The following is a 16300-nucleotide window of genomic DNA, read 5'->3' as shown; positions in this document are numbered from 1 at the left end:
CCGCCGGGCACCTCCGCTCCGCGAAGCTGTTGATCAGCACCCCGGGACCGCCCCGGGACCAGCCCAGGAGCAGCAGCAATGTCGCAGGCAACGGCCCAGGCCACCCCCGCCACCGCCGCCACCGCCCCCGCGGCGCCGGCGCACGAGGAGCACCCGCTCCTCACCGCGTTCAAGCCACTGCTGCTGGACGTGGCGGTGCCGCTGGGCAGCTACTACCTGCTGCACGAGGGCTTCGGGCTCGGCCTCGTCCTCTCCCTGGCCCTCAGCAGCGTGGTGCCGGCCGTCCGCACCGTCGTCGGCGTGGTGCGCGAGCGGACGGTGAACGGGCTGGCCGGCGTGATGCTGCTGGTCAACGTCCTCTCCATGGTGCTGAGTTTCGCCACCGGCGACGCCCGGCTGATGATCGCCAAGGACTCCGTCATCAGCAGCTTCATCGGCGGCGCCATCCTCTGGTCCGCCGTCCGGGGCACGCCCCTGATGACGGCCGGGCTCAAGCCCATGCTGGTCAAGGGCAGCTGGGCCAAGGCCGCCGCGTGGGAGCGGCTGACGGCGGGGAACGCCCGCTTCCGGAGCCTGGAGCGCCGGTACAGCGCCGTCTGGGGCGTCGCCCTGCTCACCGAGTGCGCGGCCCGCGTGATCGGCGCCTACACGCTGCCCGTCGACGTGATGGCGTCCTGGGGTTCCACGGCCATGCTGCTGGCCGCCATCGCGGTGGGCATCGTGGTGGGCGGCGCGGTCGGCGTGGGCCCGCTGGAGAAGCTCCTGGACGCCGAGGCGGCGGAGCTCGAAGCGGCCGCGGCGGCCTGACGGACCGCCAGTCCCCCGCTCCCGCGCCGCGACTAGAGTTGACGGGTCACCGCTGGTCATGGAGCCAGTACGTATCGCGGTTCCGGGACGGATCGGTCTCGGGGGGAGGGCTGGATCCGCCATGACTCGTCGCTCCAACGGACTGATAGGCATCTGGGCGGAGGCCCAGCGCGCGCAGAACCGGCAGCAGGAGCTCCGGCACCAGGCCGAGGTGCGGGAGCAGCGGGAACGGGAGCGGACCCAGCGGGCGGCCGAGCGGGAGGCGGCGCGGCTGGACCGGGAGCGGCGGACGGCCTACCGGCAGGCGCGGGAGGCGGAGGCGCGGCGCCGGACGGAGGAGCTGGAGGCGCGGGTCGCGGAGCTGGAGGGGCTGCTGCGCACGGGGTGCGCGGCACCGGCGTTCTCGGCGGCGCGGCTGACGGAGCCGGAGGCGCTGGAGCCCTTCAATCCGGGCCACCTGGGGGTGCCGGCGCCGCTGCCGGACCCGGCGCTGTACGGGTTCGGGCGGCGGGCGCAGTACGACCGGGACCTCCGGGCGGCGCAGGAGGCGGAGGCGCTGCGGCAGCGGCAGCTGGCCGCGTACCGGCAGCAGTACGACCAGTGGGCGGCGGCCCGGCTGGCGCAGGTCCGGCAGCACAACGCGGGTGTCGCGGAGCTGGTGGCGGCGCTGCGGGCGGGTGATCCGGACGCGGTGGTGGAGTACTTCTCGGCGGCGCTGTACGCGTCGGCCGGCTGGCCGGAGGAGTTCCCGCACCAGGTGTCCGCCGCCTACGACCCGGGGGCGCGGCAGCTGGTGCTGGAGTGGGAGCTGCCGGGGTTCGACGTGGTGCCCGAGGTGAAGTCGGTGCGCTACATGCCGACCGCCGACCAGGAGAAGGAGACGGCCCGGCCGGCGACGCAGCGCCGGGCGCTGTACCGGGACGTGGTGGCGCAGTGCGTGCTGCTGGCGGTGCGGGAGCTGTTCGCGGCGGACGAGTTCCGGACGCTGGAGTCCGTCGTCCTCAACGGTTTCGTCGACGACCACGACCCGGCGACGGGCCGGCGGGCGCGGCTGGTGCTGGCGGCGGTCACGGTGGACCGGGCGGCGTTCGAGCGGCTGCACCTGGAGCAGGTGAGCGCGCCGGACTGCCTGGTGGACGGGCTGGGCGGCCGGCTGTCGGCGCGGCCCGACCAGCGCACGGCCGTCCGCCCGGAACGGACGCCGGCCGAGGTGGGCCGGGGCGTGGTGTCGCACGGCGGCGGGGACGACGGCGACCCGGACCTGTTCGAGATGGACCCGGTGGAGTTCGAGGCGCTGGTCGCGGAGTTGTTCCGGGCGCGCGGGATGCGGGCGGTGATGACGACCCGGTCGAACGACGGCGGGGTGGACGTCGAGGCGCTGGACCCGGACCCGATCAGCGGCGGCCGGATCATCGTCCAGGTGAAGCGGTACCGGAAGACGGTGCCCCCTACGGCCGTCCGGGATCTGTTCGGGACGGTACAGGGGGCGGGGGCCAACAAGGGCGTCCTGGTGACGACGTCCCGGTTCGGCCCCGGCTCGTACGCGTTCGCCAACGGCAAGCCGCTGACGCTGGTGAACGGCGAGGAGCTGGTGGGGCTGCTGGCGCAGCACGGGCTGCGGGGGCGGCTGGGACCGGCGGACGGGGCGGGAGGTACGGGCGGTACGGGCGGTGGCACGGCGGCGTCCCGTACGGCCGGGCCCGCAGCGGACCCCGCGGAGCCGGCCGACCACAACGTGCTGGGCATGTCCTGGTCCGGCGGCGTGGCCCTGGACGTCTGCGCCCTGGTCTGCCGGGGCTCCCGCGTGCTCAGCGAGGAGCACTTCGTCTTCTACAACAACCCCCGCACCCCCGACGGCACCGTGCGGTCGGTCGACCCGCTGCCCGGGGACAAGGCGGCGCTGCGGGTCGCGTTCGACGCGCTGCCCGAGCCGGCGGACCGGCTGGTGCTGGCGGCGGCCATAGACCCCGAGATCAACCCGGAGGCCGACCTCTCCCGCTTCACGGACGCCCGGATACGGCTCTCGGACGCGGCGGGGGCGGAGCTCGGGCAGCTGGAGGTCTCGGACGGCCGGCCGGGCGAGACGGCGCTGGTGCTGGGATCGTTCCGGAAGCGGTCGGGCGGGAACTGGGACTTCGTGGTGGGGGGCAAGGGGTATCCCGGGGGTCTGGAGGCTCTGGTACAGGAGTACGGCATCGAAGTGGCGTAGGGGGCGAGCGTCGCCTGTCGCTACACCGAGGAGTGACGGAGTTGTCCACAAGCCGCCCGTCGTCCACAGGCTTCCTTGATCACCCGCTCGGCCGCGCCGTTCCTCGTAGACTGCCCGAATGGCCGACCCCACCGAGACCACCGCGACCCGTGAGCCCGAAGCGTCGAGCGAGGCGCTCGGCGTGCTGCGCCGCGTCTTCGGTTACGACGCGTTCCGCGGGGCGCAGGAAGAGATCATCGAGCATGTCGTCGCGGGCGGCGACGCGCTCGTCCTGATGCCCACGGGTGGCGGCAAGTCGCTCTGCTACCAGATCCCGGCCCTGGTCAGACCGGGTGTCGGGGTGGTCGTCTCGCCCCTGATCGCCCTGATGCAGGACCAGGTGGACGCGCTGCGCGCCCTGGGCGTCCGCGCGGGCTTCCTGAACTCGACGCAGGACCTCGACGAGCGCCGCATGGTCGAGGCCGAGTTCCTCGCGGGCGAGCTGGACGTGCTCTACCTGGCACCCGAGCGGCTGCGCCTCGAATCGACGATGAGCCTGCTGGACCGCGGCAAGGTCTCGGTCTTCGCGATCGACGAGGCGCACTGCGTGGCCCAGTGGGGCCACGACTTCCGGCCGGACTACCTGGCCCTGTCCGCGCTGCACGAGCGCTGGCCCGACGTGCCGCGCATCGCGCTGACCGCGACCGCGACGGACGCCACCCGCCGGGAGATCGCGGCGCGGCTCCAGCTGGGTGACGCCCGTCACTTCGTGGCCAGCTTCGACCGGCCCAACATCCAGTACCGCATCGCCCAGAAGAACGAGCCGCGCCGCCAGCTCCTGGACCTGATCCGCGGCGAGCACGCGGGCGACGCGGGCGTCGTCTACTGCCTCTCCCGCAAGAGCGTGGAGGACACGGCCGCGTTCCTGGTGCGGGAGGGCGTCGAGGCGCTGCCGTACCACGCGGGGCTGGACGCGCGGGTGCGCGCCGCCAACCAGGCGCGCTTCCTGCGGGAGGACGGCCTGGTGATGGTCGCCACGATCGCCTTCGGCATGGGCATCGACAAGCCGGACGTCCGGTTCGTGGCCCACCTGGACCTGCCGAAGTCCGTCGAGGGCTACTACCAGGAGACCGGCCGCGCCGGGCGCGACGGCCTGCCGTCCACGGCCTGGCTGGCGTACGGCCTCCAGGACGTCGTCCAGCAGCGGAAGATGATCGACGGCTCGGAGGGCGACGAGGCGCACCGCCGCCGCCTGGCCGCCCACCTGGAGGCGATGCTCGCCCTGTGCGAGACGGTGGAGTGCCGCCGGGTCCGGCTGCTGGCCTACTTCGGCCAGCACGGCGAGCCGTGCGGCAACTGCGACACCTGCCTGACGCCGCCCGTCACCTGGGACGGCACGATCGCCGCCCAGAAGTTCCTGTCGGCGGTCTTCCGGCTGGCCCGCGAGCGCCGCCAGAAGTTCGGCGCCGGCCAGATCATCGACATCCTGCTCGGCAAGCGCACCGCCAAGGTCATCCAGTTCGACCACGACCAGCTCACCGTCTTCGGCATCGGCACCGAGCTCTCCGCCGTCGAATGGCGGGGCGTGGTGCGGCAGTTGCTGGCCGAGGGGCTGCTCGCGGTGGAGGGCGAGTACGGCACGCTCGTCCTCACCGACGCCAGCGGGGACGTGCTGGGCGGCCGGCGCCAGGTGCTGCTGCGGCGCGAGCCGGAGCGGAAGGCGGCCCGGACGAAGTCCGCGTCCGGCGGTGGCGGCGGCCGGTCGGGGAGCCGCGCGGCGGCGGCCGACCTGCCGGCGGCCGCGGTGCCGGTCTTCGAGGAGCTCCGCGCCTGGCGCGCCGCCACGGCGAAGGAGCAGGGCGTCCCCGCGTACGTGATCTTCCACGACGCGACCCTGCGCGAGATCGCGACGGCCCGGCCGGACTCGCTGGACGGCCTGGCGGCGGTGAACGGCGTGGGCGAGAACAAGCTGGTGAAATACGGAGACCTGATCCTGGAGGTACTCAAGGGGCTGGGCGCGCCGGAAGGGGACGAGGAGGAGACGGCGATGACGGTGACGGACTGACGCTCCGGACATTTCGAGGGCAGCCAAGTGACTCCGCACTCCCTGGCGTTCTACGTGGACGTCGTCACCACCGGCACCGTGCTCGGGCTGCGCCCGGCGGACTCCCCCGAGCGCGTCGCCGAGGTCCTCGGCCCGGACTTCGGTGACAACGCCCACGCGTACGGCCTGTGCCGGGACCACGGCCTGGCCGAGTTCCACTGGATCCGCGAGTCGGCCGCGTCCCCCTGGGAGGGCCATCACTTCACCCTGCACGTGCACCGACTGGCCCGCCGGAGGCGGGAGTTCCTGGAGCCAGCGCTTCAGGAGCGGTACGGGCGCTTCACCCCTCGGCTCCGCTTCGCCAAGCTCCGCCGCCTGCTGGAGCGGCGCGGGGTGCCGTTGGTGGAGATACCGGAGGACCCGGCCAACGCGCCGTACTACCGCACCTTTTGGCAGCCGGCTTCGGAGGTGGGGATCTCCGTCATCGGTATGCGCGAGGAGTACCGCACCCCGGGCGGTCTGCGGGTCGGCGACGTGTACGCCGTCCGGGCCCCGGTGACGGCGGACGAGGTGGAGTTCCGACGGGAACGGGAACGGGAGCGGCAGGACTGACCCGGCCCCGCGCCCGTACCGTCAACGGGAGCCGTGCGTCCGGGACTTCACCCGCGCGGAGCCGGAGGCGGACGGTGACGCGGCAGCCGAGGGCGGCTTGGTGGCCCCGGCCGCCCGGCGGCCACCGGACTTCGGCGTCGCCGAGGGAGCATTCGCCGAGGGAGCATTCGCCGAGGGAGCAGGAGACGGCCGCCGCGACGGCCCGGCCTGCTTCTTCGAAGGCCCGGCCACCCGCGAGGGAGAGGGAGAAGACGAGGGGGATGGCGACGGCCGCGCCGGGGAGGGACCCGCCCCCGCACGCCCCCGCACGCCGGCCGGTTCGACGACCTTCGCGAGGTGGGCGTACACCACCACGTTCCCCAGGTACGCGTGGCGCTCCTCCGAGAACCCGCCCCCACACGTGATCACCCGCAACTCGGCCCGCCCCGAAGCCCCGTACACCTTCCGGGACGGGAAGTCCCCCCGGTCGTACACCTCGATCGCGTCGATGGTGAAGACCGCCGTCCGGCCGTCGGCGCGGACGATCTCGACGATGTCCTTCTTCTTGAGCGCGCCGAGGCTGTAGAAGACGGCCGGCCCGGTGGGCGTGTCCACGTGGCCGGCGACGACGGCGGTGCCGATGGCACCGGGCGCGGTGCCCGCCTCGTACCAGCCGGCGAGGTTACGGTCGTCGCGCGGTGGGCTGGCGAGGCTGCCGTCCGGCAGCAGCCGGAGCCCGCGCAGCGGGGCGTCGACCTTGATCTCGGGAATGCGCACCCGCACCGGGGTGACCGGCGGCAGCGGCCGGATCAGCGGGTCGCGGCGGTGCGGGGCCAGGGCGCCCCCGCCACCGGCGGCGAACGCCTCGGCGCGGGAGGGCTGCGGCGGCGGGGCGGCCGCCCGGGAGCCGCTGTCTATCAGCCAGCAGCCGGAGAACAGGCCGGCCGCGACGAGTACGGCGGCGGCGAGGGGGCGCGTGCCGAGCCATGTCGTGAGCGCGGCGAGCGCGGTGCGCGTCGTCCGGAGCATCGAGGTGTCACCGTCCTCCACCGGCGGGTGTACGGCGGTCCCCCCGCCTCCCCCACGTCCCCCCGCCCCCGGCCTTCCCGCCGGTCCCCGGCCCGCGTCGGGGCCGGGGCCGGGGACCGGCGGGCGGAACGGGCCCTCAGGCCCGGTCGGAGCCCGCCCGGCGGCGCAGGAACCAGGTCCCGCCCACCGCGGCGGCGCCCAGCACGGACGCGCCCGCGATGATCTCGGCCGTGCCCGAGCCCTCGCTGGTGCCGCCGGCGCCGGTCTGCATGCCGCCCTTCGGCGTGCCGGCCGGCTTGCCGGGCTTGGCGGGGGCGGAGGACGGCGAGCCGGTGGTGACGACCAGGTCGCCGGTGGCTTCCTTGCCGTTCTTGCACTTCACGCCGATGCCGTAGGTGCCGGCCTTGGCCGCCCCCGGCACGTCGAACTGGCCGACCACCAGTTCCTTGTGGGTGCCGGGCTTGAGCTCGAACGCCGAAGGGCCGCCGACGGCGCTCGCGTCACCGGAGCCGACGCCGTGCTTGCCGCAGGCGAGCGTGCTCACCGTGACCGTCGCGCCCGGGGACGCGGTGCCCGGCTCGATCTCCAGCTTGTCGAAGTCCCCGGCGAAGGCGGGGGCGCCGGACAGCCCGGCGACGGCTATGGTCAGGACGGCTCCGGCCAGCACTCGTGCAGTACGCATGCTCGTTCCTCCGTGCGCGGACGCGGCACACCGATGTGCCGCAGCAGGTGGGAGGTTCCGCGCACTTCCGAGCGAAACGGTCCGTGGCCGGTGCCGCACGCCGCGCGACGACGAACGGGTGATCTCCGGCGGCCGGCGGCGCGTGCGGACGAAAGGGTGACGGGCGTCCGCCGTACGGGGCACGCCGGCGGCGCGGCACGCGCCCCCGCACGCCACCGGCACGGCACGCACCCCCGCACGCCACCGGCACGGCGGACGCCCAAGCCCGGCGGTACGGACGACGCGGCCGCTACGGCGCCATGTCGTCCGGGCAGCCCGTCCCGCGCGGCAGCTTGTACGGCGCGCCGATGCGGTACGTACCGGGGTGCGGCGCGTGCAGCACCGTCCAGTCGTCCTCGGGGTCGTCCTCGCCCGGCGGCTGCTCGACCTTCTTCGTGAGGCAGCCGCGCTCGTTCACCGGCGGCCCGCCGTCGGGGCCGGGCTTCGGGGCGTCGACGGGCTTGCCGGACTCGTCCACCAGGCCGAGCCAGGGCGTGTAGGGGATGCGGATGAGGACGGGACCGGGCGTCCGGACGGTGAGGGACAGCTCGCCGGCGTCCGCGCGCAGCACCTCCGCGGGGGGCGCGGCCAGCGGCGTCGGGTTCTTGACCGCGAAGAGCCGCCAGTTGGCGTCGGACCACACCTCGTCGAGGTAGGGCTGACCCTTGCCGACGAGTTCGGCCTCCTTCACGGCGGCGTGGTCGGGCTCGCCGATCGGCAGGACGACGTAGTGCACGGCCCAGCGGTCGAGCCAGGTGCGGTAGCTCTGCGGGTCGAGCAGGCCCTCCTTGTAGAAGACGGGATTCCGCTTCATGTCGGCCTGCCGGTTCCAGCCCCGCGCGAGGTTGACGTACGGGGCGAGGGCGGACGCCTCGCGGTGGCTGCGGGCCGGGACGACCTCGACCCGGCCGCGCCCGGCGTCGAGCTTCTGCAGCCGGTCCACGAGGGGCGCCATCTCGCGCGCCCAGGAGGCGGCGGGGGTGGTGTTGATGATGTCGGCGGTGGAGTTCACCACCTGCCAGACGGTCACCGTGACGAGCGCGAGGACGGTCGCGGTCCACATCCGGCCCTTGCGCAGCCACTCCGCCCGCGGGGGCACCTCGGCCTCCTGCAGGGCGGCGAGCAGCACCACACCGCCGAAGATCATGCCGAGCCGGGCGATGTTGCTGCCGATCTGGGAGGGGATCAGCCACACCAGTATCACGCCGAGCACGTACAGCCCGGCCGTCATCCGGACGGTCCGCCAGGCACGCGGAGCGAAGACCAGCGCGAAGACGCCCGACAGCAGCGGCAGGACCGTCGACGGGACGTCCATCGGCTGCTGCCCGGAGAACGGGAAGAGCCACGCCGACAGGCCCACCACCACGGCCGGCGCCAGGCCCAGCGAGTAGGAGGCAGCCCGGCGTCTGCTCAGCCACAGCGCGGCGGCCACTATGCCCACGAAGAGGCCCGCCACCGGGCTGGACGCCGTCGCCAGGCCCGCCATCAGGGCGGCGAGCAGCGCCCGCGACCAGCGGTACCGGCGCTCGACGCGCCAGTGGGTCGGCCAGGCGAATATCACGGCCACCGCCGCCAGGCCGAACATGGAGCCCAGCGCGAAGGTCACCCGCCCCGAGATGGCGTTGCAGATCAGCGCGAAGGCGCCGTACAGCGACGGCCACAACGGCTGCCGGACGGCCTTGCTGCGCACCAGCAGCAGCGCGATCAGCCCGGACGCGACGGTCCCCGCGATCATCATCGTGGGCCGCACGCCGAGCTGCGCCATCAGGTACGGCGAGATCACGCTGTACGAGACGGGGTGCATGCCGCCGTACCAGGCGAGGTTGTACGCGGAGGTCGGGTGCTGGAGCGCGAACTCGGCCCAGGCGTCCTGCGCCGCGAGGTCGCCGCCGCTGTTGGCGAAGACGAACCGCCACACCACGTGCAGCACCGCGGCCACGAACAGGGTGACCGGCACGGTGCCGGTGAGCGCCGCGCGGGCCCGCGGCCACGCGCCGGGGCGTGCCGGAGCGGCGTCCGTCCCTGCCGGTGCGGCGCCTGCCCTGCCCTGCTCTTCGGTTTTCCCGGCCCGCGCCGGGCCCACGGTGCTCACTGCGGCTCTCCCCGTCCTCCCCGAGTCTCCCCCCATCTTCCCGCATGCCCCGACCGTCCCGGTTCCCCCGGGTGCGCGATCAGGCCCCGCACGCGACGGGTCCGCGACCTGCGCGGACCCCGCGCGACGCTAGCACGGGCGGGGCACCGGCCCCTGGATCACGAAGCGGCCCCGGGCCGCGGAGGCCAGGCCGCACAACGGCTCCCGGCCCGTAGAACGGCTCCCGGCCCGTACGAGGCGTACGGGCCGGGAGCCGGAGATCACCGCTCATCCGAGCCGGATCAGTCGAGGCATCCGAGCCGGGTCAGCCGAGGCGGAGCAGCTTCGAGCCGAAGGACGGCTCGCTCAGCGCCTTCTGCAGCGCCACCGGGACCCGCACCGCGTCGGCCCCACTGCCGACGACGAGCTCGCCGACGACCGTGCCCGCCTTGGCCGAGTGCGGCAGCACCGCGCCCTTCTTCTTGTCCAGGGACATCTTCGCCCGCAGGCCGCCCCAGCCGTAGCCCTTGACGTCCTTGGTCGCGACGACCGGCGTCTTCCCGCCGAGCTGGTCGTCGACGTAGCCCACGACCTGGCCCTTCTTGACCACGACGGCCTGCTGGAGGGCGTTCTGCACGGCGGTCAGCTGCTCGTAGCTGACGCGCTTGACCATCTTGAGGCTCATCTCGGCGTTGACGTCGGGACCGCCCTTGAAGTGCTGGTCCATGGTGGCGCCGACGATCAGCACCTCCTCGCCGTTCAGCCGCTTGCGGGCCGCCCACATCAGGGTGCCGCCGGCCGGGGAGGACGAGCCGGTCTTGATGCCCAGCACACCGGTGTGCTTGATCAGCAGGTCGTCGATGTTGCTGTTGATGCCCTTGTCGAGACCCTTGATCGGGGTGTTGGGCTTGGTGGTGATGGACCGGACGATCGGGTTCCTGATGACCTGCTCGGCGAGCAGCACCTGGTCGACGGCCGTGCTCACGGTGGTCTTGTTGAGGCCGCTGGGGTCGGTGTACGTGGTGTTCTTCATGCCGAGCTGCTTGGCGGTGTCGTTCATCTTCTTGAGGAACGCCTCCTCCGAGCCGGCGTCCCAGCGCGCGAGCAGCCGGGCGACGTTGTTGCCGGACGGGATCAGCAGCATCTGGAGCATGTCGTACTCCGAGAAGGTCTGCCCGGCCTTCAGGCCGCGGATCGCCGACTCGTCCTTGGCCTCGCCCTCCTTCTCCGCCCGCGCGTCGATGGTGACGGACGGGCCCTGCTCGGGCACGTCCTGCCCGCCGCTCTTGCGCATCTTCAGCGGGTGGTCGCGCAGCACGATGTAGGCCGTCATGACCTTGGCCATGCTCGCCGTCGGCACCGGCTTCTGCGGCCCGTAGGTACCGAGGTCGCCGACGCCGAGCACCTTGGCGGCGGACTGGCCCTCGGTGGGCCACTTCATGTCGAACTTCTCGCCGCCGAAGGTGTAGGCGGCCTGCTTGCCGCGCACCAGGGACGCGTCCGGCAGCGGGCGGAACGCCTGGACCACGCAGAAGACGATCAGCAGGAGCACCACTATGGGCGTCCAGATCTTCACCCGGCGCATGGCCGTCCGCGCCGGCGTCTCCGGCGGCGGCGGGGTGTTGGTCAGCTGGGCCAGCAGGTCGAGCGGCGCCTGCTTCTCCCCGTCCGGGCCGACGGGCATCGGCGTCTGCGTGGTGCGCTCGGAACCGCCGGGGCCCGCCGGGGCGGGCGCCGGGCGGGCGGCCGGGGCAGGGGCGGTGACCTTGACGGGGACGGCGGGCCGGTCCGGCGTCGCGGGACGCGCGGAGGCGGGTGCCGCGGCGGCACCGGGGGCCGCGGGGGCGCCGGGAGCGGCCTTCTTGCCGAGCGCGGGCGCGTCGTCGTCCGACTTCAGCGGGACGAAGCGGCTGGCCTTGCCCTGGTCGCCGGCCGGCCGGGGAGCCGCGGCGGGCGTACCCGCGGGGGCCGCGGGCGGGACGGCGGGCGCCTTGATGAGGGCGGTCGGCTGGTCGGCGGACGAGGAACCGGACGGCTCCCCTCCGTCACGTCCGGCAGCCTTCTCCTCCTGCTTCGCCCGCCCCTTGGCGGCAGACGGCGCGCGGTCCGGGCGGACGACGCCGAAGGCGGCGGTCGGCCGGTCCGCGGGCCGGGCGTCCGCGTCGTCGCGCCCCGCACCGCTCTTCGGCTTCGCGGCCGTGTCGCGGACGGGCTCGCCGGCGGGGGCCGGGGCCTTGATGACCTGCGTCGGCTCGCCGGCGGGAGCCGGGGCCGGGGTCGGGGCCTTGATGAGCTGCGTCGGCTCGTCGACGGGCGCCGCGTCGGAGTCGGAGGAAGCCTTCCGCTCCTCGCGGCCGTCCCCGGGGCCCTCGACCCCGTCGTCGTCCGTGCTCGCCACCCAGGCGGCGACGGCGGCCTTCAGCCGGGCGTCGCCGGGCGGGACCCGGCCCGCTCCCGCGGCGGCGGGCTTTGCGTCCGCATCGGTTTTCGCGCCGTCCTCGGATGCCGCGTCAGCGGCGGTTCCGGCCCCGGCGGAGGCCGCGGCCTTCGCGCCGTTCACGGACGGGGTCCCGGCGGCGGGAGCCGACGGAGCGTCGGCGTCACGCCGGCCGCCCTCACCGCCGGCACCGTTCTCACCGCCGTCGGCGTCACCGTCACGTTCGCCGTCGTCGTTCTTGTCCGGGTGGGAACCGGTGCCTCCGGCCACGGCCACGGCCGCTCCGGACTCCCTGTGCATCCCGAGCCTCGGGTCGCGCTCAGCGCCGGCCGCCTCCCCCGACGGCTTCCCCTGCTCAGACTTGTCGGGGGACTCGCCCGCCACCGATGCCTCCTCGATTCCCACGCCGTACGCCGGGGCGGAGTGCCCCGCACTCCGCCGTTCCGGACATTCTCAACGTCTACCAGTGTGCTCTGCCGTCGGCGTGCCACCGCGCGACCACCCGGCAGGCGGCTTCCCCGGCTTCACCCATGTGCAAGACGAGACGACATACCTACCGGTTCCCACCCGAAGCCACCACGCACTCTCGACAGACCAATGTGAGAGGGGTCACCCTGTCACTCATCCACGCGGGGAGGCATGGATGGGCAGGAGCCGCAGAACAATTCCGGAGGAGCTTCTGCTGCTCGCCTTGGACCCGGCCACCGGGACCACGGCGCAGCCGCAGTCGCTCGACCTCGGTCTCGCCGGAGCCCAGCTAGTGGAGCTGGCTCTGGCCGGACGGATAGCCCCTGACGGGGATCGTATCGCCGTGGTGATGCCACGGCCGACAGGAGATCCGACCCTGGACACCGCGCTCGAACTGCTGCGCCGCCGCGGCAGTCCGGTCCGCGCGGTCCACTGGATCGGCGGGCCCCGGCTGGGGCTGCGTCAGACGTACCTCACCCACCTGGAGCGGTGCGGCATGGTGCACGCCGTCGCCGGCCAGATGTGCGGGGTGCTGCCGACCACCCGGTACCAGGCGACGGACACGGCCATCAGCCGGGAGATCAGGGCCCGGCTGGACAGCGCGATCCGCACCGGCGTGCCGCCGGACCCGCGGACCGCGGCGCTCGCCGCCCTGGCCCACGCGGTCGGCCTGGGCAAGCACCTCTATCCGGGCAACGAGGGCCGCTCGTCGCGCTCCAGGCTCCGGGACCTCATCCGGCACGACCCCATGGGCGGGCTGGTGGCGCACGCCGTGATGGACGTGCAGAACGGCGTCGCGGCGCAGCCGCGCCGGGCCGCGGCCGTGAGCGGCGGCGGCAACGGCGGCTCCGGCCGTCGGACGGCGGCCGTCCGCAGTGGCGTCGCACCTGCTGAAACCGTTCCTCAGCAAGCGGGGCACCACGGCGGGGTGATGGCGCGCGCTGCGGCGGCCTCCTGACGCCGCCGCAGCGAGCACCGGACGGGCGACGCGGCGTACGCCGGTGACACCCGGCACGGTGAACGCCGGGCGTCGACGCTCACGACGGACCCGCCGGAAATCGCCAGGACCCGTCGGAAATCGTCGCGACCCGTCGGGACCCGTCGCGGAACCACCGCACCACGAAGCCGAGCCGCGCCGCCGCACACCGGGCGGCGCGGCACCGGCGCGTCACCGGGCGGCGCGGCACCGGCGCGTCACCGGCGCCGCTTCGGCACTTCACCGACGCGGCGCCGGAGCGGTCAACTCCGGTCGCGTACGCGGCGGTCCCGGTGAGGTGACGGGCACGACGGCGTGCTGACCGCGCCACCGCGAGCACGACCGGCGTCCGGCGAACCGTTCCGCCGGGCCAGGTCGGCCGGGCCGGCACACGCCACCGCGCCGCGCCCCGCGGAACCGGAAGGACCCGCGCACCGCGGGGGCCACGGGACGACAACCTCCCGTACCCCACGGGGAAGACCGAAACGGAATCGCGGCCTACGGCGCGACCGGCCGCCCCGGCGCACCCCGGGGCCCAGTGGGCGCACCGCCGGGCGCTTCCGGCGGGGATGTCGCCGCCGTGACCACGGTCACCGCGAGCGGATCCTGTGTCGGCGTTTTCCAGCGCCGCCCCGGCCGGTGGTGGCAGGCTGCGGGAGCAGGAGACAGCAGCATGACGGAGCCGGAGGTGCGTCCCGTGGCGTCCAGTGTCAATCCCACCGTAAGGCGGCGCCGCTTGGGGCAGGAGCTGCGCAAGCTCCGTGAGCTCAAGGGGATGACGGCGGAGGAGGTCGCCGAGCGGCTGCTGGTGTCGCAATCGAAGATCAGCAGGCTGGAGAACGGCCGCCGCAGCATCAGCCAGCGCGATGTCCGCGATCTCTGCGGCGTGTACGGGGTCGAGGACCACCGCATCGTCGATTCGCTGATGCAGATGGCCAAGGAGTCGCGCCAGCAGGGCTGGTGGCACGCGTTCGGCGACATCCCGTACAGCGTCTACATCGGGCTGGAGACGGACGCGGCCTCGCTGCGCATCTACGAAGCGTCGCTCGTCCCGGGCCTGCTCCAGACGCCCGGCTACGCCGGCGCCGTCACCGAGGGCTCCTGGCCGGAGGCCACGGCGGCCGAGGTCGAGCGCCGGGTGCAGGTGCGCATGCGGCGGCAGGAACGCATCAGCGACCCGGACAACCCGCTGCGCCTGTGGGCCGTCATCGACGAGGCGGCGCTGCGCCGGGTGGTCGGCAGCCGCGCCGTGATGTGCGAACAGCTCGAGCACCTCGTGGAGTTCAGCCTCCAGCCGCACATCACCGTGCAGGTGCTGCCGTACGACGTGGGCGCACACCCCGGCATGTACGGGAAGTTCTGCATCCTGGAGTTCAACGACCCGCAGGACGCGAGCACGGTGTACCTGGAGGGGATCACCAGCGACCTCTACCTGGAGAAGCCGAACGACGTCCAGGCGTACAGCGTGATGTACGAGCATTTGCGGATGCAGGCACTGAACGCGGAGCACTCGCGGCAGTTCATGCTCCGCGTCGCGGAGGAGTACCGGGCCGCCGACGGCGCCCGCGCGTGACCGCTTCCGCATCCCCTGCCACGTGAGAGGCGGAACGGTACACCTGCCGCCACCTCCGGGGAAGGGGTGCCTGGAATATGCCATCCGGTCGGGTGAACAGCCAGCTCAGCATCTGATGTTGGCGCGTACCGTCGATTCCACCTCGGGAAACCGGCGTTTCTGACCACAGGCAGTACTCACAGGCAACGGAGCAACACCATGGCCATTCAGCAGGGCAAGTCCACCTGGCGGAAGTCCTCCTACTCGCTGGCGCACGGCGACTGCGTGGAGGTCGCCTCCCCCCTTCCCCGCGCCATCGCGGTCCGCGACTCGAAGGACCCGAAGAGCCCGGTGCTCGGCTTCACCCCCGAGGCCTGGAGCGCCTTCACGGAGACCGTCGCGGACGGCCGGTGACGTAGCGGCGCACCCGAGGGCCACACCCCTCCGAGGCCCTCGGGTGGCACGTCGCCGGCGGCGGAACCCGGCCGCGGCGTCGGCGCGCGGCGTCAGTGCGCGGCGGCCGGGCGGACCGTCTGCATGATCTTGTCGATCTGCTCCTCGGACAGCGCGTCCGGGACGCCCTGGTCCGCGTAGATCACCCAGCCGTGGAAGGTGCCGTCCGGCATCTTCTGCGCGATGCTCTTCACGATCGCGGTGGGCGGCACACAGGCGCTCGGCCGGTGGGTCACCTTGACCTTGGCCGTGGCGGTGTAGCCCTCGATGCCGTTCTTCTTCCACGGCGTGGCCTGGCTGACCTCGATCTTCGGCTTGTTCGCGCCCACACCGCCGTAGGCCATGACCCCCCAGTTGCCCGCCCAGTTGCGGGCGTTGGTCTGGAGGTCGCCGTCCTTGCCGCCGCCGGTGGTGCCGACGGTGGCGAGCTGGCCCTTGCCGGCCTCGCCGAAGGTGTCGGGGTTGGGGTTGGACGAGCAGCCGCCCTCACGGAAGTTGGCGGTGCCGGTCATCGCGACGACCGGCTTGCCCTTGTCGGTGTACGAGATCATGGTGTCACCGGGCAGGAGCTTCCACTTCTCCCCCTTGCCGGGGACGTCGTAGGCGAAGCCGTGCCGCTCGTAGACCTGCGACTGCCAGCCGGCCGGGGCCTTGTAGCCGCCGTCCGCCGGCTTGTCCGCGCCCTGACCGCCCGGCGCGGGCGCCGAGGCCGACGCCTGCGGACCGGCGGGGTCCTTGGGCGCGGCGGACGCCCCCTTGGCGTCCTCCTTCTTCTCGTCGTCCCCGGACCCGCCCTTGAGCGCGAACGCGATGCCGCCGCCGATGACCGCCAGGGCGACGACCCCGCCGACGATGGCGAGCACCTTCTTGTTCCCGCGCCGCGGGGGCGGCGGGGGCGCGGGCGCGGGCATCGGCGTCATGCCCGGGCCCGCACCGTACGGGCCGGGGGCGCCCCCGCCGCCG

General features: G+C 73.8%; 11 protein-coding genes and 1 pseudogene. 7 read left to right on the top strand and 5 right to left on the bottom strand.

Features of this window, described 5'->3' with window-relative positions; all coding sequences use genetic code 11:
* Positions 1-78: 78 nt before the first annotated feature.
* The 4 genes from JNW98_RS13345 to JNW98_RS13330 all read left to right on the top strand — a co-directional run bounded on the left by JNW98_RS13345 (position 79) and on the right by JNW98_RS13330 (position 5651).
* Positions 79-807 (top strand): VC0807 family protein, encoded by a 729-nt coding sequence (locus tag JNW98_RS13345; protein WP_223768395.1) that lies wholly within the window; start codon positions 79-81, stop codon positions 805-807.
* A gap of 121 nt (positions 808-928) precedes the next feature.
* Entirely contained in the window at positions 929-3016 is a 2088-nt protein-coding gene (locus tag JNW98_RS13340) for a restriction endonuclease (RefSeq protein ID WP_223768394.1), read from the top strand.
* Between the two features lie 118 nt (positions 3017-3134).
* On the top strand, positions 3135-5060 hold the full coding sequence (gene recQ, locus JNW98_RS13335) for a DNA helicase RecQ (protein WP_223768393.1): 1926 nt from the start codon (positions 3135-3137) through the stop codon (positions 5058-5060).
* 27 nt (positions 5061-5087) lie between these two features.
* Complete coding sequence (locus JNW98_RS13330) at positions 5088-5651, top strand: hypothetical protein (RefSeq protein ID WP_223768392.1); 564 nt, start codon at positions 5088-5090, stop codon at positions 5649-5651.
* A 324-nt stretch (positions 5652-5975) separates the two neighbouring features.
* Here JNW98_RS13330 and JNW98_RS13325 read toward each other — a convergent pair.
* The 4 genes and pseudogenes from JNW98_RS13325 to JNW98_RS13310 all read right to left on the bottom strand — a co-directional run.
* Positions 5976-6659 (bottom strand): annotated as a pseudogene (locus tag JNW98_RS13325) (class F sortase); the annotation flags it as partial.
* 136 nt (positions 6660-6795) lie between these two features.
* Positions 6796-7341: a GVDTG sorting domain-containing protein gene (locus JNW98_RS13320; protein ID WP_223768391.1), complete on the bottom strand. Its 546-nt coding sequence runs from the start codon at positions 7339-7341 to the stop codon at positions 6796-6798.
* Positions 7342-7630: 289 nt separating this feature from the next.
* Positions 7631-9472 (bottom strand): DUF8823 domain-containing protein, encoded by a 1842-nt coding sequence (locus JNW98_RS13315; RefSeq protein ID WP_223768390.1) that lies wholly within the window; start codon positions 9470-9472, stop codon positions 7631-7633.
* Positions 9473-9776: 304 nt separating this feature from the next.
* Positions 9777-12164: a D-alanyl-D-alanine carboxypeptidase family protein gene (locus tag JNW98_RS13310; protein ID WP_223768389.1), complete on the bottom strand. Its 2388-nt coding sequence runs from the start codon at positions 12162-12164 to the stop codon at positions 9777-9779.
* 367 nt (positions 12165-12531) lie between these two features.
* Between JNW98_RS13310 and JNW98_RS13305 the strand changes: the two genes are divergently transcribed.
* The 3 genes from JNW98_RS13305 (at position 12532) to JNW98_RS13295 (ending at position 15298) form a co-directional block, all read left to right on the top strand.
* Positions 12532-13314 carry a GOLPH3/VPS74 family protein gene (locus JNW98_RS13305; RefSeq protein ID WP_223768388.1) on the top strand — a complete coding sequence of 261 codons (783 nt, stop codon included), beginning with the start codon at positions 12532-12534 and terminating at the stop codon, positions 13312-13314.
* Between the two features lie 715 nt (positions 13315-14029).
* Positions 14030-14905, top strand: coding sequence for a helix-turn-helix domain-containing protein (locus JNW98_RS13300; protein ID WP_223768387.1), 876 nt, complete (start codon positions 14030-14032; stop codon positions 14903-14905).
* Between the two features lie 198 nt (positions 14906-15103).
* Complete coding sequence (locus tag JNW98_RS13295; protein WP_223768386.1) at positions 15104-15298, top strand: DUF397 domain-containing protein; 195 nt, start codon at positions 15104-15106, stop codon at positions 15296-15298.
* Between the two features lie 92 nt (positions 15299-15390).
* On the opposite strand, the gene JNW98_RS13290 is transcribed toward JNW98_RS13295, so the two are convergent.
* On the bottom strand, positions 15391-16300 hold a 910-nt coding region (locus JNW98_RS13290), incomplete at its 5' end, for a DUF8017 domain-containing protein (protein ID WP_308015590.1).

The organism is Streptomyces huiliensis (assembly GCF_020037025.1).
Lineage (GTDB): Bacteria > Actinomycetota > Actinomycetes > Streptomycetales > Streptomycetaceae > Streptomyces > Streptomyces huiliensis.
This window is presented reverse-complemented; position numbering and strand designations above follow the sequence as displayed.

Excerpts from the sequence above, each read along its gene's own strand:
- JNW98_RS13345 (WP_223768395.1), top strand. The coding sequence starts at position 79 with ATGTCGCAGGCAACGGCCCAGGCCACCCCCGCCACCGCCGCCACCGCC.
- JNW98_RS13320 (WP_223768391.1), bottom strand. The coding sequence starts at position 7,341 with ATGCGTACTGCACGAGTGCTGGCCGGAGCCGTCCTGACCATAGCCGTC.
- JNW98_RS13305 (WP_223768388.1), top strand. The coding sequence starts at position 12,532 with ATGGGCAGGAGCCGCAGAACAATTCCGGAGGAGCTTCTGCTGCTCGCC.
- JNW98_RS13340 (WP_223768394.1), top strand. The coding sequence starts at position 929 with ATGACTCGTCGCTCCAACGGACTGATAGGCATCTGGGCGGAGGCCCAG.
- recQ (WP_223768393.1), top strand. The coding sequence starts at position 3,135 with ATGGCCGACCCCACCGAGACCACCGCGACCCGTGAGCCCGAAGCGTCG.
- JNW98_RS13295 (WP_223768386.1), top strand. The coding sequence starts at position 15,104 with ATGGCCATTCAGCAGGGCAAGTCCACCTGGCGGAAGTCCTCCTACTCG.